This is a genomic window from Pirellulaceae bacterium, assembly GCA_029243025.1.
Taxonomy (GTDB): Bacteria; Planctomycetota; Planctomycetia; order Pirellulales; family Pirellulaceae.
Genome location: JAQWSU010000018.1, coordinates 265,967 through 289,571, shown reverse-complemented (window position 1 = coordinate 289,571; position 23,605 = coordinate 265,967). Strand labels below are relative to the sequence as shown.

The 23,605-nt window shown below is 53.0% G+C and carries 18 protein-coding genes and 1 pseudogene; 8 read left to right on the top strand and 11 right to left on the bottom strand.

What is annotated here, in order from left to right; genetic code table 11:
- Positions 1 to 129: 129 nt before the first annotated feature.
- Positions 130 to 1,413: pseudogene (locus tag P8N76_08700) on the bottom strand (NupC/NupG family nucleoside CNT transporter).
- A gap of 173 nt (positions 1,414 to 1,586) precedes the next feature.
- On the opposite strand from P8N76_08700, the gene P8N76_08695 reads away from it, so the two are divergent.
- Positions 1,587 to 1,913: a YbjQ family protein gene (locus P8N76_08695; protein ID MDG2381740.1), complete on the top strand. Its 327-nt coding sequence runs from the start codon at positions 1,587 to 1,589 to the stop codon at positions 1,911 to 1,913.
- A gap of 32 nt (positions 1,914 to 1,945) precedes the next feature.
- Positions 1,946 to 2,446, top strand: coding sequence for a heavy metal-binding domain-containing protein (locus P8N76_08690; protein MDG2381739.1), 501 nt, complete (start codon positions 1,946 to 1,948; stop codon positions 2,444 to 2,446).
- Positions 2,447 to 2,459: 13 nt separating this feature from the next.
- Here the strand turns inward: P8N76_08690 and P8N76_08685 are convergent, their stop codons facing one another.
- Positions 2,460 to 3,239, bottom strand: coding sequence for an SDR family oxidoreductase (locus P8N76_08685; protein MDG2381738.1), 780 nt, complete (start codon positions 3,237 to 3,239; stop codon positions 2,460 to 2,462).
- A gap of 1,334 nt (positions 3,240 to 4,573) precedes the next feature.
- On the opposite strand from P8N76_08685, the gene P8N76_08680 reads away from it, so the two are divergent.
- On the top strand, positions 4,574 to 4,996 hold the full coding sequence (locus P8N76_08680; GenBank protein ID MDG2381737.1) for a hypothetical protein: 423 nt from the start codon (positions 4,574 to 4,576) through the stop codon (positions 4,994 to 4,996).
- 21 nt (positions 4,997 to 5,017) lie between these two features.
- Here the strand turns inward: P8N76_08680 and P8N76_08675 are convergent, their stop codons facing one another.
- The 7 genes from P8N76_08675 to P8N76_08645 form a co-directional block, all read right to left on the bottom strand.
- Positions 5,018 to 7,564 carry a hypothetical protein gene (locus P8N76_08675; protein ID MDG2381736.1) on the bottom strand — a complete coding sequence of 849 codons (2,547 nt, stop codon included), beginning with the start codon at positions 7,562 to 7,564 and terminating at the stop codon, positions 5,018 to 5,020.
- Between the two features lie 26 nt (positions 7,565 to 7,590).
- Positions 7,591 to 8,271 carry an RluA family pseudouridine synthase gene (locus P8N76_08670; protein MDG2381735.1) on the bottom strand — a complete coding sequence of 227 codons (681 nt, stop codon included), beginning with the start codon at positions 8,269 to 8,271 and terminating at the stop codon, positions 7,591 to 7,593.
- 10 nt (positions 8,272 to 8,281) lie between these two features.
- Complete coding sequence (locus P8N76_08665) at positions 8,282 to 8,650, bottom strand: molybdopterin dinucleotide binding domain-containing protein (protein ID MDG2381734.1); 369 nt, start codon at positions 8,648 to 8,650, stop codon at positions 8,282 to 8,284.
- Between the two features lie 51 nt (positions 8,651 to 8,701).
- Complete coding sequence (locus P8N76_08660; protein MDG2381733.1) at positions 8,702 to 10,576, bottom strand: aldehyde ferredoxin oxidoreductase family protein; 1,875 nt, start codon at positions 10,574 to 10,576, stop codon at positions 8,702 to 8,704.
- The gene (locus P8N76_08655; GenBank protein MDG2381732.1) at positions 10,573 to 10,854 is read right to left on the bottom strand and encodes a MoaD/ThiS family protein; all 282 of its coding nucleotides are present in this window, start codon (positions 10,852 to 10,854) and stop codon (positions 10,573 to 10,575) included. Before P8N76_08655 ends, P8N76_08660 begins: the two co-directional genes overlap by 4 nt.
- Before the next feature lie 179 nt (positions 10,855 to 11,033).
- On the bottom strand, positions 11,034 to 12,029 hold the full coding sequence (locus P8N76_08650) for a DUF1080 domain-containing protein (protein MDG2381731.1): 996 nt from the start codon (positions 12,027 to 12,029) through the stop codon (positions 11,034 to 11,036).
- Between the two features lie 158 nt (positions 12,030 to 12,187).
- On the bottom strand, positions 12,188 to 12,955 hold the full coding sequence (locus tag P8N76_08645) for a YceH family protein (protein ID MDG2381730.1): 768 nt from the start codon (positions 12,953 to 12,955) through the stop codon (positions 12,188 to 12,190).
- A gap of 252 nt (positions 12,956 to 13,207) precedes the next feature.
- Between P8N76_08645 and P8N76_08640 the strand changes: the two genes are divergently transcribed.
- The 4 genes from P8N76_08640 (at position 13,208) to P8N76_08625 (ending at position 19,004) form a co-directional block, all read left to right on the top strand.
- Positions 13,208 to 13,591: a VOC family protein gene (locus tag P8N76_08640; protein ID MDG2381729.1), complete on the top strand. Its 384-nt coding sequence runs from the start codon at positions 13,208 to 13,210 to the stop codon at positions 13,589 to 13,591.
- A 62-nt stretch (positions 13,592 to 13,653) separates the two neighbouring features.
- Positions 13,654 to 14,715 (top strand): DUF1611 domain-containing protein, encoded by a 1,062-nt coding sequence (locus P8N76_08635; GenBank protein ID MDG2381728.1) that lies wholly within the window; start codon positions 13,654 to 13,656, stop codon positions 14,713 to 14,715.
- Positions 14,712 to 15,749: a dipeptide epimerase gene (locus P8N76_08630; GenBank protein ID MDG2381727.1), complete on the top strand. Its 1,038-nt coding sequence runs from the start codon at positions 14,712 to 14,714 to the stop codon at positions 15,747 to 15,749. The genes P8N76_08635 and P8N76_08630 overlap by 4 nt, the downstream gene beginning before the upstream one ends.
- Before the next feature lie 117 nt (positions 15,750 to 15,866).
- Positions 15,867 to 19,004 (top strand): membrane dipeptidase, encoded by a 3,138-nt coding sequence (locus P8N76_08625; GenBank protein ID MDG2381726.1) that lies wholly within the window; start codon positions 15,867 to 15,869, stop codon positions 19,002 to 19,004.
- 9 nt (positions 19,005 to 19,013) lie between these two features.
- Here the strand turns inward: P8N76_08625 and ggt are convergent, their stop codons facing one another.
- Positions 19,014 to 20,696, bottom strand: a complete 1,683-nt coding sequence (gene ggt, locus P8N76_08620; GenBank protein MDG2381725.1) for a gamma-glutamyltransferase — start codon at positions 20,694 to 20,696, stop codon at positions 19,014 to 19,016.
- Between the two features lie 190 nt (positions 20,697 to 20,886).
- Positions 20,887 to 21,681: a glucose 1-dehydrogenase gene (locus P8N76_08615; GenBank protein ID MDG2381724.1), complete on the bottom strand. Its 795-nt coding sequence runs from the start codon at positions 21,679 to 21,681 to the stop codon at positions 20,887 to 20,889.
- 193 nt (positions 21,682 to 21,874) lie between these two features.
- Here P8N76_08615 and P8N76_08610 point away from each other — a divergent pair, with 193 nt between their 5' ends.
- The gene (locus P8N76_08610; protein ID MDG2381723.1) at positions 21,875 to 23,578 is read left to right on the top strand and encodes a GDSL-type esterase/lipase family protein; all 1,704 of its coding nucleotides are present in this window, start codon (positions 21,875 to 21,877) and stop codon (positions 23,576 to 23,578) included.
- The last annotated feature ends 27 nt before the right edge of the window (positions 23,579 to 23,605 follow it).

Genomic DNA, 23,605 nt, shown 5'->3' with positions numbered 1-23,605 from the left:
GCTGAATTCGTCGAAACCACATTGAATCACCTGTTGCCGAACCGTTTTGATTTTGACGGAGTTCGTGGAGGTTGAGACTGTGTTGGGTCGTTCGATCGGCCGATTCTCGACAGGTGCTGGAATCGAGGGTAACAGAATACCTGCGATGCAGGCCGTCATGAAGGCTGCTAAGGTTCCGCCAAACATCGCCCGAAGTCCCAGACGAGCTAAGTCCGAGCGTCTTTCTGGAGCAATGGCGCCAATTCCGCCTAATTGGATTCCAATTGAGCTGAAGTTTGCGAAGCCAGAGAGTGCATAAGTCATGATCACAATCGAACGTGGATTGGGGGCCGCTTCACCCGTTTCTTTCGCCCATTTGCCGAGACCGTCATAAGCCAGGAACTCGTTGGCAACCATCTTGACCCCCAGCAATTCGCCTGCCTTGCGGCAGTCTTCGGTAGGGATTCCCATGACCCAGGCGAACGGCGCGAATGCATAGCCAAAGAATAATTCTAGGCTCCAAGTTGTTCCGCGGGGTAGCTGAAACAGATAATTCGTCAGATCGTAAAACTGGTCGCCCACCCAACCCAATAGGCCATTAGCCATGGCCAGTAAGGCGAGGAACGCGATTAGCATAGCGCCTACGTTCAACGCCAGTTTCAAGCCGTCGCTTGCGCCCGCCGCGGCTGCTTCAATTAAATTGACATGTTCGATTCCAGGCAGATTTTTTACTGGGCCTAACGTTTCTGGTTGCTCCGTTTCCGGTAGCATCACTTTGGCAATGAGTAGGGCGGCGGGTGCGGAGATCACGGATGCGGTCACGAGATGACCAGCGTCAACACCCATCTCGACGAATGCCGCCATCACACCTCCAGCAATGGTGGCAAAGCCGCCTACCATCACGGCATTCAATTCCGACGTTGTCATTTTCGAAATGTAGGGTCGAATGACCAGCGGAGCCTCGGTTTGACCGACAAAGATGTTGGAAGCGGCCGACAAGCTCTCGGCTCCCGAAGTGCCGAGTGTTTTCTGCATGATCCAAGCGATCAAATTGACTAAGCGTTGCATGATTCCCAGGTGATACAGGATCGACATCAAGGACGAGAAGAAAATGATCGTCGGTAAGACTCCAAATGCGAACGACCTTAACAACGCATAGGTCGGAGGTAACAGTTCATCATCCGACCTAGGGTTCAAACCAAATAGAAACGATGATCCCGCTTCGACATTTGAATTCAAAGCCCTAAATAAATCCCCGATGCCGTCGAACATCAGGCGACCCGGGGTCGTGCGCAAGATAAACAAGGCAAATGCGATTTGAAGCGCCAATCCACCGAAGATGATTCGCCAATTGAGCTGGCGGCGGTTGGAACTCATCAACCACGCCAGGAAAACCATTATCAGTAGGCCGAGTGCGCTGATTGCCGTCTGCATTAAATCTCCAAGTCAATCTTCGACGGAGGGTCGGTTCGACGGGATATTTCCCCCGAAATCAGTTGATTTCAATCTTTTAAATCTTATCCGACCACTTGTTGGTCGACGAGGTCACCATCACAATTGTGGAACTGATCGTTTGGGTTTCGGCCTCGGACTTGGGAGAGCTTGTCATGATTGTAGTGAATACAGATACGGTCCCAGGTCATCGAATTTTAGAAGTCAAAGGGATTGTCCAAGGTAATACAGTGCGGGCGAAGCACGCCGGCCGAGATATCGCTGCCGGGCTGAAAAATTTGGTTGGCGGAGAACTTGTTGGCTATACCGAACTTTTGACGGAATCGCGTCAAGAAGCAATGCAGCGTATGTTGGCTCAAGCCCAGCAGTTGGGTGCCAATGCAGTCTTGAACGTGCGGTTCACTACGAGCTCGATCTCGGCCGGTGCGTCCGAGTTATTTGCTTACGGCACCGCCGTCACGGTCGCTCCCGAAACGGTTTGATATTTGGTGGGTCTTTGATAGGAGCAGCTGAAATGCATCCGTTCATTCTGTTTGAGTTGGGGTTGGCCTTCGGTGTGCCGATGGCCCTGCTTCTATTGGGGCTGACACTTGGACGGCAAATTGAAAAAAAACATCTTGCCGATTTAGATCGTCGTGAGGCAGCAACTCAAAAGGTCTTGGTCACGCAGACGCACGCCTATACCGACCCCGTTCCTCAGCATGAATTAGTGCCCAGCTTGGTGGTGTCGGAAGTTGTCATCAGCAGCGATTATCTGAAAACTTTTCTCGGCACCATCAAGAATCTGTTTGGCGGGGAGATTAGCAGCTTTCAAACGTTGTTGGAACGGGGCCGCAGAGAGGCGCTTCTCCGCATCAAGGAACAATCGCTTGAGCTGGGATATAATGCTGTGTGTTGTGTGCAAATCGATACGGTACAGATTGGCGGTCGGGATCCGGCTCGGAAAAAAAATATCGTTGTGGCTTCCCTCTTGGCAACCGGGACTGCTTACTATCGCGAACCGACTCAAATCTAGATTCGTCTCACGTCTAAAGATCGGGTTGTTGCCAAACGCTCATGCCGCCGTCAATTAATAGCATTTGCCCGTGAATGTGGTCCGCCACGTCACTGACGAGAAATGCGGCTGCGGCGCCCGCAACCTCCGGTCCGGGCACTTGCCCGTTCGGTGTGTGCTGTTGCATCCACTGTAAAACTCCCGGCTGATCCAACGCGGAAGATGTGAGTGGCGTGCGAAACAGACCGGGGGCAAGACCGTTAACACGAATTTGATGTGGAGCCAGTTCAACGCACAGGGTTTTGACCATCATTTCGATCGCCCCCTTGGAAGTGTCGTAGCCTGAATGGGTCGGTTCCGCAAGCCGACCGTTGATTGAGCCAATCAAAAGGATGCGACCCGCAGTGTTATCGTTGACCCACTGTCTGGAAAAGGCTTGGCTCAAAAAGAAATAGGAAAAGACATTCAATCGCATCGTCCGTTCAAATGATTGATAGGTCATGTCAAGGAACGGCAGATCGGCGTAAGTGCCGGCGTTGTTAATTAAGATATCGATGCCAGGCAGCGTCGTTTGGGCCTGTTCAAAGACTCGTTGCACGGCTGATTCGGTTGGCCCCGACAAATCTCCGTCGATCAAACCGACCTCAACTCCTGTCTCACGACATGCGGCAGCGGTCGCATGCGCTTGTTCGTCGATCGTAAGTCCATGCAGGACGACGTCTGCACCAGCTTGCGCCAGCGAATAGGCGATGGCAGCGCCGACGCCCTGTGTTCCGCCCGTCACCAAGGCCCGATGTCCCTGAAGGTTAATCATTTATCTTGATCATCCGTGGAGTGAAAGTCGAATTCCCAACATGCATCAATGCGGTGATTATCGAGCCGTTGGAACGAGGTAATCGTCGTTGACGCCAAGATTGATCGGAGCGCCGCCGATTGCTCTCATGATACGTTGAATGGTTACTCGAGAAACAAGCCAGACGGCATTTTCTCGCGTTTGATGCAGATGTTGCAAAGTTGTAGAGCAGAATAAACAGGTTCGGCTTGAGCGAAAAGAGCGACTGCCATGCGACTTTGACGAATCCCGGCTGTTTGACCTAATTTGTCACTGGAAAAGTTCCTGGGAAGATCGTGGCGAGATAGAAAACGTATGTCAGAACTGAACAAGCTCCATGAAGTTTTTCTAAGCGTTGTAGCGGGTCGCCGAGAAACGGCAGGTGGTGGCGAGCCGAATCTGTTGCCAGACCTGCTTCACGCCTGGCAAGCGAAGACGGTCGGGCAACGGTCGACTCGAATTGTAAGCAGGCTTCAAGCGTGCCAGCAAAGACGTGCGATGCTTTTCTGCCTGCAGACTCCTATGCTAGGGCTGCGAGCAGTCTGGTGGCCTCAGGGCCGGGTGCATGGACAGTTTGTTTGTGTGCTCAGTTCGCGGATAGGACGTAATCTGTCTACGAAATCACTTTGGTTGTTTGGTCTTCGGCAGGTGGTGACGGGATTGGAGCCTCGGCGGCAAATCTTGCTGACCGCTCCACGGACGACGTGTCACCCATTTGTCAGCCAACTGGCGCAGGACGGTATACAGCCGCTGGTGATGGTCGATTCTTTCGCCGGAAAAACTGTGAGTTGGCTGGATCGATGTTTTGTACGGTCCAAGAGTTCCCAATGGGCAATGCGCGCGATCGTTTCGCCACCTCTTGCCAAAAAGCCAGTGTCTCCGATTGGCCCCAACTTAGATGCCTGTCTGCTCTCGTTGGCCAGCACTGTGTTTGTGTTAGGGTTGCGATCGCAGGGCCGGCTAATTCGTTTATTGTCGTGGCGAATTTCCTTGCCTGATCCGCCAGCTGTGCGGCTCGTAACATCAACCGGGGAGCTGGATAGAAGACTGTCAACAAGATTGGTCGGGCAAGGTGCGACGCTTTGCCGTCACACTGATATTCAGTCGATCGATCGTGATCGGTCCGTTTTGATTGGCGGGAGACGATGCAAAACCCAACGCTGAGTGCCACAACGGTCGTTCCTCGTTTGTGACATTGGACGCGTGCCTGTCACGGTCCGTGGCCCGATCAACCGCTTGACCAGTACTTGGCCGAGCAACTTTTTGCTGAGGCGAGTTTGCGGAACTCGCTTGGCTCGTTAAAGCAGATTCTGCAGATGCAACGGCTGATTGCTACTTGTCGCATGACGCGATCGCCAATCAAAGTTGTTTGTTTTACTGAGTGGAGCCATGACGAAATTGCGACACGGCGACTGTTTCGTCCGCATCTGAGCAGGTGGGACTTTGAAGCCTATGGTTTATGTATTGACCGAAAGTGGCTACAGCAGCGAGCTGCTCGACCTGTCATCTACGGGGACGAAGAATGTTGGCGACAATTAAGTTCCCATCAACGTCCTTTTTTTCAGCTGTCTCACTCAAAATGTGGAGTTGCCTGGAGCGTTGAGCGCGAATGGCGTCATTTGGGCGATATCGATCTGCGCGAGTTGACTCCACAGCAAGCGATCGTCTTTGTACGCTTTGAGTCTGAAATTTCAGCCGTTTCGCTTGAGAGTCGCTGGCCGGTGATTTGCGGCTCTTGAGCCCCCCTCCCCAGACGCGATTCAGTTCGAGTCACCAAGAGATCTCTTTTTTTTGAGTTCTCTTAACAGCTTTTCGAAGGCTCGTTGGGTTGCCTTACTATTCATGTCAGGATGGAGGGCCATCGTCAGCTGAATCACTTCTACGGCTCGCTCTGTTTGGCCGAGTTTTGCCAAGGCTCGAGCGACTCCTAGTTTTGCTTGGAACCAATTAGAACCACCAGCAGGACTGAGGCGGATCACACGTCGCCAATGTTCAAGGGCGGCTGTCTGATCTCGGTCTGATGCGCGGGCGGCATACAGTTCTGCTAGCCGCTGTTGCACGACTCGGTCGGTCGGACGTTGGTCGATCAGCGCGTTGTAAATCTTGATTGCCGCAAGGGGTTTCGATTGGTAAGCGTAGGCTTCGGCGTTGAATTGGTTGAGTGCATCGCGTTGATCGTCGCTTAGATTTGGCGATGAGTTGGTGATTTGCTTCGTCAATTCAAGCGTCAATTTTGCAAGTGTATTCGCAGCCGCTGGATTGATACGACATTCCTGGTTCAGGCGAGCCACAATGTCGATTTGTTTGTCAACCTTTGACCAATCGACTTGGGCGAACAAGGCGTTTGCGGCGGTGATGTTACGTGATAAGCCTTCGGCGAGGCCTAGTATGGCTTGGGTTGTCGACGCCCAGCGGGCAGACCGATTGTCCGACGCGGCAGCCGACCGTAATGCTGGCAGGATGGCGGCTGGCGACTGGTTGGTGAAAAGCAGATGAAATGTAGCGGCGTCCGTAATCGCCAGGCGTGACTGGTCAGTCCAATGATCAAGATTCTTATTGTTGGCTGCAGCCGCTTGCTCAAAATATTTCGATGCCTTTTCCGCCAAACTGACTTTTTCCGTCTTGGTAACCTGTGGGTTCTTAAGCAGCTTCAGGAAACTGGATCGCAACCGATCACGAACTTCGGTGATTTTTTCGAATGATGGATCAATCAGGATCCATGAGTCGATGGCCGCCAACCATTCACTTCGTCCATATTGGAGGTTGCCTAGCCACCAGCGGACTTGATTTGCCGATGGGTGGCGCGTCCATTGTCGCAAGTGCTCGAAGAGCAAGGCTTCATACGATTCGAATTCGGCAGCCGATTTCTTTGCGAGTCGGGCAGCAGATGTGATGGCTAACAAATGAGCTTGACTGGCCCTGATGTTGTCGGGGTGTTGGATGGCTAATTGGCGAAATGCGTTACGTGCTTCCGCAAACTCATGTTGTTTATATTCAATGGCGGCGGCTTGAAAACCTAAGTCGAAGCTGCGGTTTTGATCGTTCAACTGTTGGGCCAGTTCGGCGGCGCGCCGGTAGGTGGCGATGGCTTCCTCGAACTGATCTCGTCGATACTGTGTTGCAGCCGTACGTTCAAGTACATCCACGTCGGCAAATCCTGTGGCTCTCAGGCGGATCGTACTTATTTCGCGTTGAGCAAGGTGAGCCCAATAAGGAGTGCGAGTTTTTTCCATTTTTCGCACAAGACGTAGAGCGGATGATTGCCATTGTTGTGCACGGTTGTCATGACCCGCGGTGGATGCGGTTCGGACTAATGCCAAATAAGCTCGCAGAATCGATAGTTCGGCGAGAGCCAAGGTGGGGCGATCCTCTGAGCCCTTTGCTTGAAATAGATTCTTTTCCAGCAAGTCGATGGCTTGTCGAGCGGCCTGGCGATCGATCAACAGCTCAGCTTGCTGAATGATCAACTTTTCACGAAGCTCCTGGCTGAGATCCGCATTCGAAAGCCGCTCGATACCCTGTCTTGTCTCCGCCCTATTTCCCAGGCGACGGTGGCAGTCGATTTCGGCTAACTGGCTGAGACGTGTTAATTCGGAGCTGCCAGCAAGTCGTGCTACGGAATCAAAACGGCGCACCGCCTGGGTAAGTAAATGAACATAATCGGGGCTGTCGGGTGGATAGCAGAAAGCTTGTTGTCGCAGGCTTTCGCCAAGTTTGAACTCGATGAGTGCGTGGAGTTGTTGAAGGGCTCTTGACGAAAGTCGCTCTTTCGCCGACGCAGTACGCTGTTGTGTTGCAACCGATTCGGCCAGTTTTTCCAGTGCTTGTGAAGTTTGCCGCAGCTGCGCGGTCGCATTTCGAACTGCCTGGGCGCGGTTGTTTGAGAGGTCGATGGCTGAGGCGAGCAACTCCCCCCGTGCTAATTCGATTAAGCGGTATTGTAACTCGATATCGGGTCGCTGCGGATCGATCGGTTCCTGTTGAAACCGATCCCATTGTTCGCCGGCGGCTTTCCAAATGCTCTCGCGCGCCGATTCGGACGCATTTAATGCTTGCTGGGCGTATGTCTTGAACAGTAGCTTGTACCAGTCAGCTTGTTGTTGAGGCTTGCCTGCCGATTGCTTGATTTCATCTAAACACAATAATTCTGCCTGGCGATAGAGCGAACGTTGACAAAGACCTTTCACCAACAAGTCATCGCGCTCGGTGCCACCAACCGTAGTCGGCAGGCAGGCAAGGGTTGTTGCAGCGCAGAACACAATCGCTGTTAGTAAACGTGGTTGCCATCGTAGTAACCGATTGGTCATGAGACACCACACAATAGGAATGTCTTTCAAAACGGTACAGGAACCTCTACCCTCAGCATATCACCACTGACTGGATGGACGAAGTCGAGTCGATGCGCGTGAAGAAACATGCGGGAATCTGGCGTGCCGTAGATCGGATCACCCACAATCGGGTGGCCTAAATATTGGCAGTGAACTCGTAGTTGATGAGATCGGCCCGTCACTGGTTTCAAACTCAAACGTGTGCGATGACGGTCTGTCTCAATGACTGCCCAGGAGGTTTGTGCGGCTCGGCCCGCGTTGTGGTCAATGCAATATCGTGGTGGAAGCTTCGCACCTGGGACTCGACCAATCGGTGCATCCACGGTCCCTCTTGCGGTTTGGGCAGATCCTTCGACCCAAGCACAGTACTCCTTGGCCAATTCTCCCCGTTGAAACATCCGGCCCAAGGCGGATTGTGTTTCGGAGTTGCGGGCGAATAGCATGGCGCCCGACGTATCACGATCCAGCCGGTGAACCACATACAGTTCGTCAAATGCAGGTTGTAATCGAGTGAACAAGCAATCTTGTTTGTCAGGTGTGCGTCCGGGAACACTGAGTAAACCGGTCGGTTTGTTGATCACGAGCAAATGTTTGTCAATATAGGCAAAGTCATGTGTCAGGTCCGTGCCGGCTCGAACGGTTTTCTGACCGACGCGGAATTTTTTCGGGTCCTGGGATGTTTGCACGATTGATCAATCAGTCTGTCGGGGGTGCGTCAGTTTCTTCCAGGATCTGTAAGGTGACGTCGAGGCCTTTGCTCGTTGGCATGCCGGACCCATGAGTGTCACCTCCCATGAGTCGACTTGATAGATCACCGTAGGCGATGAATAAAAGGCCCTGCGGTAATTCGCCTTTCGGTGCTGCTTTGATCGCAACGTCGATTTGCCCATGGTCGCTTTTGATGCGAACGCGGCTTCCCTCGGAAAGTCCCATCTCTTCCATGTCTGTTTGGTTGAGTTGCAAGGCGTTGATCTCTGACTGATAATTCTCGCCAAATTTCCCCTCGCTTATTCCACAGCCTTGTTTGCTGGTGCGGCCAGGGATCAGGATGAATTGATGGGTCATAGTGGTGTCGCAATTCGTCGTTGAGATTTTCGTGTTCGGTTGTTTGTGGCGCTACGATGGCGGGTTGTTTACCAACAAGGTATCAAGTTTTAGATCAGTGAGGGAATCTGGTTTTAGCCAGCCTTCGTCAGTCCAACCTCTTTCTCGATTGTAAGCGATAACCATCGAATGCAATTCAGCATGGGTTAAAGTCGCTTTGGGGTCATCGGGGAGCGGTTCGCTGAGGAATCGTTTGGGCAGTGTGTCATCTTTGGGGTGCCAACCGGCTTGAATATTAAAAAGCTTTTTGGTCGCAACAATGCGATTTGCCGTTTGTTGTAATTCGGACGCATTCATATCCCATCCGGTGACCAGATGGAGCATGCCGGCTGCTTCGGAAAGAAAGTCGTCAAATACGCCCCGCAGAAATTTGCAAAGAATCAAGGAATCCATGATTGCGGCTTGATTTTCCGTCTGAATAGCGAGTCGCACCGAGCGTTTGTCAACCTGACGCCGGTCAACTTTTTCCGAGAAATCCGCTTCGTAGGCACCACTGCGGTTGTGATCAGCGCCTCGCGCAGAAACGGCAAACCCAAGCGCCATCGCTTGTAGGCCTCGCGGTTCGTAGCCCGGGATTTCAAGCCCTTTTACATGGGGCGCAAAATCAGCCGAGTTCTGGCCAATCTGCACCGCGAGACGACGGCTGCCTTCAGCGAGTTGGTCTCCGAATCCTCGGCGATTACCGATGAGGTCAAGTGCCCGCAGTAACGCGGGCCCATTGCCAAATTGGAGCCAAGATTCATTCAGCAGGCCCCGTTGTACACATTCCATTGCAAAAGCAATGGTTGCCCCCGCACTGATGGTGTCGATACCTAGTTGGTCGCAAATTTTTGATGCGTGCAAAACGATCTCAGGGTCATCCACTTCACAGAGTGAACCTAACGCGAACAGGTTTTCATACTCAAGTCTTACGCCGTCACCTGACTTGTCCAGTTGGTAGACATGTTCACAGCCAATGGTGCAAGCCACGCAGGAGTGTCGCGTTTTTTGATGGCTTATCGAGAGAGTCTCGGGCGCAAGTTGCTTTGCTCCCTCAAACGAACCGCGTTGGAAGTTACGCGTTGGTAGAGTTTTTAATCGGTTGAACGTCAATAAGTTTGAGGCGGTGCCTAACTCGCGGTACTTCGCGGTGGCAGGTCCGAACGACCGAGTCGAGAGGTCTTTGCTATATTTCGTCAGAGCTGCCGGATCAAACCAACGAGGTCTTTGGTTGCCGCGAATGGCAATTGCCTTGATCTGCTTCGAACCGAGAATTGCACCGGATCCACCGCGTCCTGCGTGTCGGCCGTCATGAGAAATGGTGGCGAAACGAACTTGTTGCTCACCTGCCGGTCCGATCGTGGCGTAACAAAATTGCGAACCAAGGCGCTGTTGCAGTCCACGCTCGGTCTCTGGTATCGATTGTCCCCACAGTCCTTCGGCTGGTTGCAGATCGATTTGATCTTCGTCAATGATGACGATCGACGGAGCTTCAGCTTGACCCACCAAAACAACCGCGTCCCAGCCAGCGCTTTTGCCGGCGATCGCGAATCCGCTGCTGGCGAGCGAATCATTATACATGCCGGTTAACGGACTTCGGTTGGCGACAGTAAATTTCGCGCTTGTCGTCAATGGACTCCCGACGAGCGGACTGAATATGAAGGCCAACGCGGAACGACTGTCAAACGGATCCACGGTGGCTTGGGACTCCTGGTGCATGAGAAATACGCCTAAGCCCGTGCCTCCCAGAAAACTACGCAACACCTCCTCGCGAAGTTCAATGGACTGACATTTGCCGGTAGTCAAATCAACCCGCAAATATTTGCCATGGTATCCAGGAGGTGCGGTTGCCGAGCTATGTTGAGTCGTCACGATGATTTTCTGTAAGCGGGTAATCGGTTGCCTCATCCGCCGGCGTCTGCCGACATGATTAGAACAGATTCTCCAGGACGAATCCGATGATCAGGGTTCGTGACGAACTGTTCGCCATTAATATTGGCTACGAATCCGGGTTGTAGCTGGTCGTCTACGATACACTCACCATTTAGATCCGGGAACTCGCGTGCCAAATGATGTAGAACCTGATGAAGGGGGATCGCATTCTGAACGTCAGAAATCAATGTGTCTGAAACCTGAGCCCGTTGGCGAGCTATTCCGTAAAACTCAATCTTGATTTGCAGTGTCATGGCTGTCGACTGTCCGCAACTCTGATGGTCGGAACCAAGTGGCTGAGGTTAATCCGGCGAGAAGTAGGTACCGATGATCCAATCCATCGGTGCGCGCTGAAATCTTACCCGCCGACGATCTCAATTGGTCCAATGATTTTAACGAGTTGGATAACAACTGACGATGACAACTCCCGCCACTACTGATCAACAGGAACAACCCAGATGTTTCGGTATCGAACAGGATTACTATGATCCTGGAGATAAACGGGACCGGGGCTGTTTCCCGGTTTCATGGGTGCCGCCGTGGTGTGGTGTGGCAATTCGATGTTCTTATGGATCACAACTCCGTTGTGCTTGACGGTCATATGTGGGTTTTTTGTGACTTTTCCCTTGTCGTCGTAGCGTGCGGCAATGAAATCGATGTCATAGGTTTGCCAACTGAGCGGGGGCAGGCACATGTTGACGTCGGGGGCTTTAATCGAATAAACCCCGCCGCACTCGTTGTTCTTGCCTTCCAGGCCGAACGAATCAAGCATTTGCACTTCATAGCGTCCTTGCAGGTAAAGACCGCTGTTACCGCGGCCTTGGCCTCGAGACTTCGGTTGGTAAGGCAGTTGGAATTCAATGTGTAATTGATGGTCCTGGAAAGTCGGCTTACTGGTAGTACCCTGCATTAGTTTGCCATCGTCGGTCATCTTGCCATTTTTCCAATGATCAACGTTCGAGCCATCAAACAGGACTGTCGCATTCGCGGGCGGTTTCATGCCCAGTGTGGGGCTCTTGCGTGCTATTTTTTCTAGCAAACCCACATCTTTGCCATCGAGCGATTCGATTGACAGCTTGCCGTCTTTAAGCACTGCCATTGAATGCTCAGTTTTGATGACGAGGCGATCGCCGACAAGTTTGCCTGTTTCTTGGAATTTTTCAGAGCCATTCCATCCGGCACCGGGTAACCCGCCGATGTAACCGACGGCATCGAAATTTCCATCGCCTTTGGCGATGATCTGGACGCCCACCTTTTGCTCCTCACCATCGAGCGTGACGGTGCCGGTGTACTCGCCCTGGATGGGGAAATCAGAATCGGCCTTGCTGGTGTCCGTGGTCGCTTCAGCGCCGCAGCAGACGGTTGCCGTGATGAACAGGCTGAAAACAATAATGGATTGGCCAATCGCAATCGAGGAAGCGCGTTTCATGGTTTTGCATCCGTTGGGCTAATGAGGTGTGGGCTAATGAGGTGTGGGCTAATGAGGTGTGGGCTAATGAGGTGTGGGCTACGGGTTCGGCATCAGGTGTGCCGACCGCCAAGGATTGTGCTACCGCCTAAACCATAGGCATGGAAGGCATCGGAAAGTCAGCGGAGGTTGGACCAAATGTCACTAATTTCGCTCTTGAGGCGGGCGATTTCTGTTTTTAAATCATCGACTTCCCGACGCAACTCTCCGATTGTAGCTGATTCTTCGCCGGGATTCGCCTGAATCGTCGTCGCGGGGGGCGGTGAATTTGGCGGGGCAGCGGGAGAAATCGGAGAGACGTTCGTTGATATTTGTGCCGAGTTTAATTTTAGCAGTTTCTCTTGCTCTTCGGGCAGGTAGAGTGCGTGAGTAACTAATTGACCGCGCCCTTCCGCGGTGAGCGAAATCATCAACTTCTTGTCGATCAGGGATTGAATCACTGGCCGTAAAGCGGCGACGTCAGCAATGGGATCCATGCGTCCGGCCCGACCACGCAGTTCACCAACCGTTTGGGTGCCTCGCAACAGGAGTTCGGTCATCACGGCGGCTTCCACTTTTTCGACGCCCAGCCATTCATACATCATGTGACGATATTTGGCGACGCGACCGCTCCCTGCGATTTCGACGACTGCGCCAAGATGTCTTAGCTCTTCCAGGGCGTCTTCTACCTGGTGGGGTTCCAAATTCATTTTTGGATCCCGATTGCTTTTCTGGTTGCAGCCGTTTGTCAAGCCATTGAGGGTCATCGGGTAAGCGTCTGGAGTTGTTTTGGCTTTTTCTACCAAAACACCTAGCACGCGTCGCAGCACTTTTCCAATCGGTCGCCACTTGGGCGGCATTGGTCCAGCTTCTGGATCGGCGGTCGACGATTGCAACGGGTCGCTCATCTCGGCTCCAATTTGGTGAGGCAGCAGGCGGGATTGGTCGGATCGCAATGCTACGCTGGGCTGCAACTTGATTCAACTCCAACGCTTTGAAATGCTCGGTGATACACGATTTGTCAGATTGTCTTCTCCGCGCTGGTGCGAACCGCCACTCAATGGTGAGGATGGCACACATGCTGGCATCGGTGGGAGCTGCCTGCTAGAACTGCTGCCATAGCACCTCTCTTCATGGTTTGCCGGAAGGAGCTGAATACAGTGACGTTTGCACATCTAACGTTGGCCACGCGGGATGTGGTCGCCACCGCCGATTTTTTTTGCCAAACGATGGGTTGGACCAAGATTTATCATCCAGACAATATTGAAAGCCAAGCGGCTTGGCTGGATATCGCTTTAAATCAGCAATTGCATTTGCTGTACGTGCCGGATTTTGAGCCCTCGGCCTGCGAGCGTGAATTTGGCCGGCATGTTGCTTTCTTTCATCCCAATGCCGATTTTAGCGACCTCAAGCAACGGCTGTCAGCGCATGGGGCCGAGATAATGGAGCCCGAGCGGGCGACTCCCTTCGAACGCTTCTTTTTTCGTGATCCGCAGGGTTACGTATTTGAGGTAATTGATCAGGAGGGCTTCTTGACCGCATGAGTGAGCGTGGATTCCAATGGAGCCTTCAAGATCGAAACCGTCGCAGTTGAAAGCACTATCTCATGTCGCACTTAGTCGATACTCACACTGACCGTAAGCTCGTAGTTCTCACGGAAGGTCACACGAATCCGATTACGGCGAAAACAGCTTCGAGCGTGCTCCGTTATTGTGCCGACCAGGTTCAGGCCTTGTTTGATACGACAGAGGTGGGTAAGTCGGCTGACGAGCTATTGGGCGTTGGCGCTGCAACTCCCGTGATTGGAACACTCGATGATGTGCCCGGTGCAAACGCGTTGATGATCGGCATTGCACCGGCTGGTGGTCGGATTCCCGCAGCTTGGCGAACGATTGTCTTAGAGGCGATTCGCCGCAAAATGGATGTGATTTCCGGGTTGCACGATTTTTTGTCGGATGATCCCGAGTTCGTGTTGGCCGCTGAGCAACAGGGTGTCCGGCTGATCGATGTGCGACGCAATCAAGAACATGATGTGGCTAATCGAGTTGGAATCAGCGATCAATGTTTACGGATTCAGACGGTTGGTAACGATTGTTGTGTCGGCAAAATGGTTGCTGCGATCGAAATGACATTAGCGCTGAAAGCGCAAGGATGCGATGCAAAGTTTGTCGCGACCGGACAGACCGGCATCTTGATCTCGGGTGAAGGTTGTCCCATCGACTGCGTCGTGTCGGACTTTGTTAGCGGCGCAGCAGAAAAGCTAATTATCAATAATCAAAATCACGAAATGCTCTTGATCGAAGGTCAGGGGAGTCTCGCCCATCCGCGCTATTCAGCCGTCACTCTTGGCCTGTTACATGGCTGTCTACCTCATGGTCTGGTGATGTGCTACGAGGCTGGCCGAGAAGGTGTGCATAGCATGGAGCACATTTCACTCGCTTCGCTCAGTCATCTGAAGACCGTCTACGAGACGATGGCCAATGTGATGCACCCGTGTCGCGTGATCGGCGTTGCGATGAACTCTCGTTTGCTCAGTGAGAAAGCCGCCGCCGTGGAACGTCGCCGGGTTCAAGACGAGCTGGGTGTACCTGCCTGTGACGTTTTTCGACATGGACCTGACGATTTGGTGAAAGCCGTGCAGGATTTGCAAGCGGAAGTTATCGCGTGAAATTATTGTTGCACCAATTCGAGCTGCCTTTGCGGCACGTTTTTACCATCTCGCGGGAGTCGATTTCCGTGCAGCAGACCTTGATTGTTGAGCTGCGACAGGACGGGCAATGCGGTTTTGGTGAAGCGACGACCAACGCCTATTACAATGCAACCATTCCGAGGATGACCGAACAACTTTCGCGGCTGCAGTCGCAGATTGAGCGGCACTCGGCAACGGAGCCTGAGCAGTTGTGGGATTTGCTCAGTCCGCAATTAGCCGATAACCCTTTTGCTCTCTGTGCCGTTGATCAGGCCGCGAATGATCTTGCCGGAAAACTGCAGGGCGCGCCTCTTTATAAACTCTGGGGATGTGATTTTGACCAAGTTCCAGTCTCCAATTTTACGATCGGTATTGACGCCGTCGATGTGATGGTGCAAAAGCTCAAGGAGACCCCGAATTGGCCGATCTATAAAATCAAACTTGGTACCTCCCAAGATCTGGAAATTGTTGAGGAGCTGCGGCGCCACACGGACGCTCGATTTCGCGTTGACGCCAATTGCGGTTGGACAGTGGCCGAAACGATCACGAACTCCCAGCGACTTCTCGAACTTGGCGTTGAGTTTATTGAGCAACCACTTGTCGCAGATGATTGGAACGGACATCGGCAAGTTTATTCTAACTCGGTGTTACCGATCATCGCCGATGAGAGCTGCATTCGACCGGAAGACGTTGCACGCTGTGCCGATCGATTCCACGGAGTGAATATCAAGTTGGTCAAGTGTGGAGGACTAACGCCGGCTCGACGAATGATTCAGGAGGCAAAACAACGGGGGCTCAAGGCAATGGTCGGTTGTATGACAGAATCGACGGTAGGCATATCGGCCATTGCGCAATTGTTGCCGCTGCTGGACTATGTCGATATGGATGGCGCCGCGCTGTTGTCAAGCGATATTGCTACGGGAGCGACTGTCGTCGACGGTCATTGTCAGACGAGCGCCGGTAACGGTACGGGGGCCCAGCTCGTGCACGAGAATGTGATCTGGCCACTGTGATTTTACGGTAAAATAACGGTTGTTACCGTCACGGAAAACAGCCCGTCGCCGAACGAGTGCATGGGTTGTGGACCCGCCGATTGCCAAATGGAAATGCCCCGTAGAGGAGATAGATGCATGAGAAGATCGCTGATCTTGGTCTGTTCCGTTTTGATGGTGTGCAGCCAGCTTCAAGCGGAAATGCCCCTGGCCGATCGACTTGCATCGTTGATGGAAGATTATCCGGGTGAAGTTTCGGTCGGTGTGAAAAACCTGCTGACGAAGGAGTCTTACTTTTACCAGGCGGATCGTGTGATGCCGACGGCGAGTTTGATCAAATTTCCGATCATGATCGAGGTTTATCGCCAAGCGGGACGAGGTGCACTCGATCTACAGCGGTGGCTTACTTTGGAAGCCTCGGATAAGGTGCCCGGATCAGGCCTGTTAACTGAGTATTTTCAACCAGGCACGCGGATCTCGCTGTTGAATGCGATTGGGTTGATGATCTCTCAGTCCGACAACACTGCCACCAATCTAGTCCTGGATGAGATCGGGTTGCGAGCAACCAATCAGACCATGAAAGATTTGGGTTGTCCTGAAACACGAATCAATGCCAAGGTCTACCTGCGTGAGACTTCGATTGATCCGGAACGCAGCCGTCAATTTGGCTTGGGGAGTACGACCGCTCGAGAAATGGTTCAGCTGCTCGAGATGTTGGATCAAGGCCAATTGGTGAGCAAAGCGGCCTGTGAAGCCATGTTGGCTCACCTGAAAAAATGTGATGATCGCACCAAGATGGCGAGATCCTTACCTGCCGAAGCCGTTTTGTTTCACAAAACGGGCGCGGTCGCGCAGAGTCGGACCGATGCTGGATTGATTCAGTCGCCAGCAGGAACGCTTGCCGTTTGTCTCCTTACCACCGCCAATCAGGATCGAAGTTGGCGCGATGATAATGCGGCGAATGTTCTCTGTGGAAATCTTGCGTTAGAGATCTACAAGCACTTCAACCCCACGCCAGCCGATCAGCCCGGTGTGACGCTGCTGGCTTCCGGAGCTCATGGACGTTTGGTCGAAGCGGTGCAACGAACGCTCAATACACGCCTTCAGCCGTCGCCGGATCTGTCGGTCGATGGGGATTTTGGGCCTCGCACGGAAGCGGCTGTTATTCGACTGCAGGTCAGCGCGGGGCTAACGCCATCCGGTCAGCTGGACAGGGCAACTTGGAAATCGCTGGGTCGCCTGCAAATGGAAGAGCGATCGGTGGCTGAGCCGGCGGAAGTCAATGCAAGAAAGTTGCCACGAGATCAGCAAGATAGCTTGGCGGGACCCCCATTTGTTACCTGCAAAGCTTGGGCCATCGTGGATGCTGCCTCCGGCGATTTACTTGCGGGCTACCGGGCTCGTCAACCTTTCGATCCCGCCAGCACCACCAAAATAATGACGGGCTTCGCTGTACTCAAGCAAGTGGCTCAAAACCCTGCATTGCTCGACCAAGAAATTACGTTTTCTCAACGTGCCGATGATACGGTAGGCTCCACGTCAGGCGTGCGGGCGGGAGAAATCCTGCCTGTTGGCGACCTGTTGTACGGATTGTTGTTGCCGTCCGGAAATGACGCCTCCGTGGCGTTGGCCGAGCACGTGGGAGCGTTGCTGCCCGGAGATGGGGACCCTTACAGTCGATTCATTCGTCGTATGAATGAATATGCAGATCGAATTGGTTTGCGTGAAACACGCTATCTCAATCCGCATGGTTTGACGGCCGTTGGCCATCAAGCCAGCGCAAGAGATTTGGCAAAGCTGGCCGTGGTGGCTTTGCAAATCCCCCGATTTCGTGAGATCGTCGACACACGCCAATATGGGGTAACCGTCGAGGCCACGACGGGATATTCGCGGAACCTGTTGTGGAAGAATACGAACCAGCTCTTGGAAATCGATGGTTACGCTGGCGTTAAAACGGGCACCACGCGCGCCGCAGGTGCTTGCTTGGTGTCCACGGCTCAACGGAATGGTCGGCAACTCGTGCTGGTTGTTTTGGGCTCCAGTTCTAGCGATGCCCGCTACGTGGATACCCGCAATTTGTATCGTTGGGCCTGGCAACAACTGGCGCAGGGTGATCTGCCTAAGCAAAAACTTGAGCCCATCAAAGTCTCGGAAGAAGCTCGTCGAATTCATCAGGCTTCCAATCTGTTCGATGGTCACAATGATTTGCCCTGGCAGTTTCGTGAACGCGGAATGCCGTCATTTGAAAAGTTAGACATTTCCAAGGATCAGCCCGAACTGCACACCGACATTCCTCGCTTGCGATCCGGTGGCGTGAAAGCACAATTTTGGTCGGTCTATGTGCCAGTCGAGGTGGGTGAACAGGGGAAGGCGTTGCTTACCACGCTCGAACAAATCGATCTCGTTAAACGCATGATCAAAACATATCCCGATACGTTTGCTTTAGCGATGACAACGGCGGATATCGAACGAATTCAAGGCGAGGGGAAAATTGCCTCTCTCATCGGAATGGAGGGAGGTCATTGCATCGAGAATTCGATTAATGTTTTGCGGCAATTACACGCAGCCGGCGCCCGCTACATGACACTCACGCATGCCTCAACCCTTGATTGGGCCGATTCGGCAACCGATGATGCTCAACATCAGGGCTTGAATGCGTTTGGGGAAGAAGTTGTTCGTGAGATGAATCGACTGGGTATGTTGGTGGATATTTCTCACGTCTCGATTGAGACGATGAAAGATGCGATTCGCGTTAGTCAAGCACCGGTCATTTTTTCGCATTCGTCGGCTCGCGCCATTGCGGATCACCCTAGAAATGTTCCGGATGACGTCTTGCGGTTGACGGCTGAAAATGGGGGTGTCGTGATGGTGAATTTTTATCCATCGTTTGTCGTGCCTTCGTCAGCCCAACGCAGTGTTGAACGGACAAAGTACCAGGAACGGTTGGTGAAGCAAGGACTGCCGAAGGATGAGGTGGGGCGACTCCTTAAACGCTGGGAGAGCCGCCACCCAATGGATGTCGGCTCAATTCATGATGTGGTCGATCACATCGATCATATCGTGCGAGTGGCCGGCATTGATCACGTTGGTATTGGCTCGGACTATGATGGCATCGACGCGGTGCCCGAGCAGTTGGAGGATGTTTCGACCTACCCTCGCATCACTCAGGAATTATTGAATCGAGGCTATTCTGCCGCGCAAATTGGAAAGATCCTCGGTGGCAATATGATGCGTGTCATGAAGGCTGCGGAAGCTGTTGCCCGCCGACCCCGATAAGGTGCGTCTCTACCAGCCGGCGGCTTTTCCGGGTACACGCGGGTCACTGACTCCGTGGAAGTTGCCGTTGGGTGAGCGCAAGATGGCTTGCATCACGCCTCCGTGTTTCAATCGTTCAGCCACCTGCCCCCGCTCACGAAGGGCGCTCAGCACTTCGCCGGGGAACGCGCTTTCCACGAAGAGACGATTTGGCAGCCATTGGTGATGCCATCTTGCGCCGCCGACGGCCTGATCAATCGACCATCCCAAATCGATTACACGCACAATTCCCAGGACAACTTGGGTGATGATTTTGGGGCCGCCAGCCGCGCCGAGTGTCATTACGGGTTGACCATCCTTGAGAACAATGGTGGGGCTCATGCTGGAAAGTGGACGTTTTCCGGGGGCAATCGAATTGTTTTCACTGCCGACCAGTCCGAATGCGTTCGGTGTACCTGGTTGGCTCGAAAAGTCGTCCATCTCGTTGTTCAGAACGACACCCGTTCCCGGCACGACGACCTTCGAGCCAAATGATGTGTTGACGGTGGCCGTGATCGCGACCCAATAACCTTCCGCGTCTGCGGTTGCAATGTGTGTCGTGTGGCGACGAAAAAAATCGGTTTCCCAGTTTGGAGGCGTGCCATGTTTTGAGACCTGGATGACGGAGTCAGGTTTGATGCGAGTGGCTAATTCCTTGCCGTATTCTTTTGTAACTAATCCTCGCGGTACTTGGGCGAAATCAGCGTCTCCTAACCAGTAGGCACGATCCGCAAAGGCAAGCTTCATCGCTTCGGCAATCACATTGGTGAAGACGGTTTGATTCGATTCGTAGAGATCACGAAGCTGGAAATTCTCCAGGATGTTTAAGATTTGTGCGACGTGAATCCCGCCAGAACTTGGTGACGGAAAGCCGACGATTTGGTAACCCCGATAAGTGCTTTGAATCGGACTGGTTTCCTGAGCCTGATAGTTGCGGAAATCTTCGAATGAGATTAAGCCTTGGTTTTGCTTCATCCAGGAGGAGACCTTTCTCGCATAGGGGCCCTGGTAAAACCAGTCGATACCATGTTTAGCGATTTCCCGATAGGTCTTGGCCAAATCCAATTGAATCAAGGGTTCGCCCGCTTCGTAGGGGGCACCATTCGATTTGAGGAAAATCTCTCGGGTTGCTGGGAAGCGAGCCAAGTCATTCACTGTTCCCTTCAGGTTGCGGGCCATCACGCGGTCGATCGGAAAACCGGCTTCGGCGATATCTGCCGCGGGTAACAGCAGTTCTGATAAATTGCGACGACCTGCTTTGGTGAGTGCCCGTTCATAGGCCTGCAACGCACCGGGGACGCCAATCGCTAAAACGCCCGTTCGACTGAGTTCCGGGCGGACGCGACCCTCTCGCATGTACATGTCTCGTGTGGCAAGTGCCGGGGCTGTTTCTCGACCATCGATGGCCAACAGAGTTCCATCGGGTTTGCGAATCAAAATGAAACAGCCACCGCCGATCCCCGAGTTGTGTCCATCCACCACACCCAGTGTGAGTGCCGCTGCAATGGCAGCGTCGACCGCATTGCCCCCCGATTGAAAGGTTCTTAAGGCTGCGTCCGTTGCGATTGGCTGGACGGTTGCGACCATGCCATGCTGGCCCGTTGCCGAGTCCGCGGTGAGCTGTGTGGGAAGCAGGTAAAGTGTAATGATGACGATAGCGAGTAGGCGATTCATGAAGTTTATCGGATCACGGGAACGATCCGTCCCAGCTGTGGTGCAGGTGAGTTGCTTGAAAAGCAAAGTCCTCGTGATTATACGCATGAAGCAGCCAGTCGATGCGATTCGAGGGCAAGGAAGTTGGCAAAGACTGTGGGAAATACGGTGGAAAACCGCACTGTCGGGAGTGCAAAAAAGAGCTTGGCCACTACGCGTTATCATCGTCGATCGGCCACGCCCAGCCCGCCGTGAAACCACCGTCGACGTAAAGAACTTGACCGGTCATGAAAGCTGCAGCTGGTGATGCGAGAAAGATGGCTGTACCAATCATGTCCTCGGGAACACCCATGCGGCGTTGAGGCGTATTGCTGGTTCCCCACTGCTGCATCGTTGGATTGGACCACAATTTTTGAGTCAAGTCAGTCAGAATGAATCCCGGAGCCAGGCCGTTTACCCGCACGCCATGCGGCCCCCATTCCAGTGCCAACGCTTTGGTCATTTGCCCCATTGCCGCTTTACTCATCGCGTAGGGCGACACGTTACGCAAGGGGCGATCATTGTTGAGGGACGTAATGTTGATCTGACTGCCAGATTCTCGCCCGACCATATGCTTGCCAACCTCGCGTGAAAGTTGAAACGCGCCCCTGAGATTGATGTTCATAACGAAATCATAGTCGTCATCGGTTATCTCGAGGGCCGGTTTTCGGCGGTTGACCCCCGCGACGTTGACTAACGTATCGATCCGTCCGTGGTCACGAATAACTTGGTCGACAAAGTTTCGAATTTGATCAGCTTCGGAGACATCGCAAATGGCTGTGCTTACGCTCTCCGGCTTTACTTGAATCTCTTCTTTTGTTTTCTGTAGAACTTCTTCGTTGCGGCCGGTGACGATCACATGTTCCGATCGCTGAGCGAATCCGGCTGCAATGGATTTGCCGATGCCCCGACTCCCACCCGACACAACAACGACTTGGTCCGCAACGGAGAATAATCGATCGCTCATTGAAATTATTTCCAGGTCTGATAATTCTTGCAAAGGAAAATTGATGCTCTGGGAGGCAATATTCTGACTCCAAACGACCGTTGCTGCAAGCGAACCGATCTGTTCGATCTTGCCATCTTCGGTCACTTATCAATTGAAGATTGACGGCGGGTCGGCCATAATAGGTCGGTCAAAAAAACGCAGGAGCCTCAACGTGGATCGGATTATTTTTCTTCTTTTGTTTTGTGTTTGCTGTTGGCCCGCCATGGGGACGGCGAGCGAAGTTCCAACCGCTCAATGGATATGGGGTACCCCCGGCGGGAATGAAAAAGCTCAAGCGGGGCGTTGCGAGTTTCAGTACCAATTCTCATTGGCGAAACCGAAGCAGGGCGAATTGATAATTACCTGTGACAATCAATATCTCGTTCGGATTAATGGGCGACTGGTTGGGATGGGCGACGATTGGGAAGAACAGGAGCGATACGATGTTTCGGAACTTCTGAAAGACGGTGAGAATACGATCTACGTTCGCTGCCGTAACACCGATGCAGGTCCCGCTGGTTTGCTCGCTCAGTTATCGGTTGAATCCGAAAATGGATCGCAAACAATCGTTACCGACGATCGCTGGGAAGCGAAAGTTCAGCATGCAGGGACTTGGGATCCTACCATCATTCGTCGCACACCCTGGACTCCCGTTCATCGTCTTGGCACGGCCGGGGAGACAGATCCGTGGGGAAAGGTTCGCTTGGCCGAAAAGGTCCAGGTTGTTCGGCCTTCGGTGTCTTTTGGTACCGGACCGCTACAACTGGAATCAGGAGACCGAGTCCTGTTTGTGGGTAGCACGCTCATCGAACGGGCACAAAAATACGGGCTGATTGAGCAGGCGTTGACCACGCGTTTTCCCAATCAACATGTTCTGTTTCGGAATTTAGGCTGGAGCGGGGATACGGTATTCGGTCACGCCCGAGCGCGGTTTGGAACGGTTGCCGATGGGTTTGACCATCTTGAAACGCATGTGTTCGCAGAAAAGCCAAATTTGATTCTCGTTGGTTACGGTACAAACGAAGCTTTTGCTGGAGAAGCGGGACTCGATGAGTTTGTGCAGGGACTGCACCTGCTTGTCGACACACTGTCCAGTACGGGGGCTCGGATTGCCCTCCTTTCGCCGGTGCGGCAAGAAAATCTCGGTTCTCCGCTGCCCGATCCGACGGAGCAGAATCGGCGTATCTCGCTCTACCGCGACGCGATTCGTCAGGTGGCTGAAGATCGTCGTTGTGGTTTTATTGATCTGTATGCTTTGGTGAAGCCAACGAGTGAGCGAAAGCTGACTGATAACGGCATGCACTTGACGCCCCACGGTTACGCGGTCGCGGCTCGCGCTTTCGAAGCAGGCTTTGCTTGGCCCGATCGGCAACGGCGGCTTGTCGCTGATTGGCAGGCGAAATCGATCGAAGCCGAAGGAGCTATGGTGACAGATGTTTCTGCCGCCGATCAAGAATTGCAGTTTGATGTGCTTGACGTGATGTTGCCGTCACCAATAACGAATGCCGATTCTCACGCGGAAAGGACGTTGACAGTCCAGGGACTTCCTCCTGGACAGTATCAGCTGGCGATTGATGGCGGCGTGATTACTGTCGCTGATCAGCAACGCTGGCAAAACGGTGTGGCGATTGTTTCAGGGCCAGAAATCGAGCAGGCAAATCGTTTGCAAGAGACGATCAACCAAAAGAATGAATTGTACTTTCACCGTTGGCGTCCACAAAATGAGACCTACCTGTTCCTGTTTCGTAAACACGAACAGGGTAACAATGCGGTTGAAATTTCTCAGTTCGATCCGTTGATTGAATCAAAGGAACAAGAAATTGCCACGCTTCGTGTGCCCCAAACTCATCATTATCGCTTCCGCCGCATCGAATAGCCGACCGATAATTCATTTCGATAATTC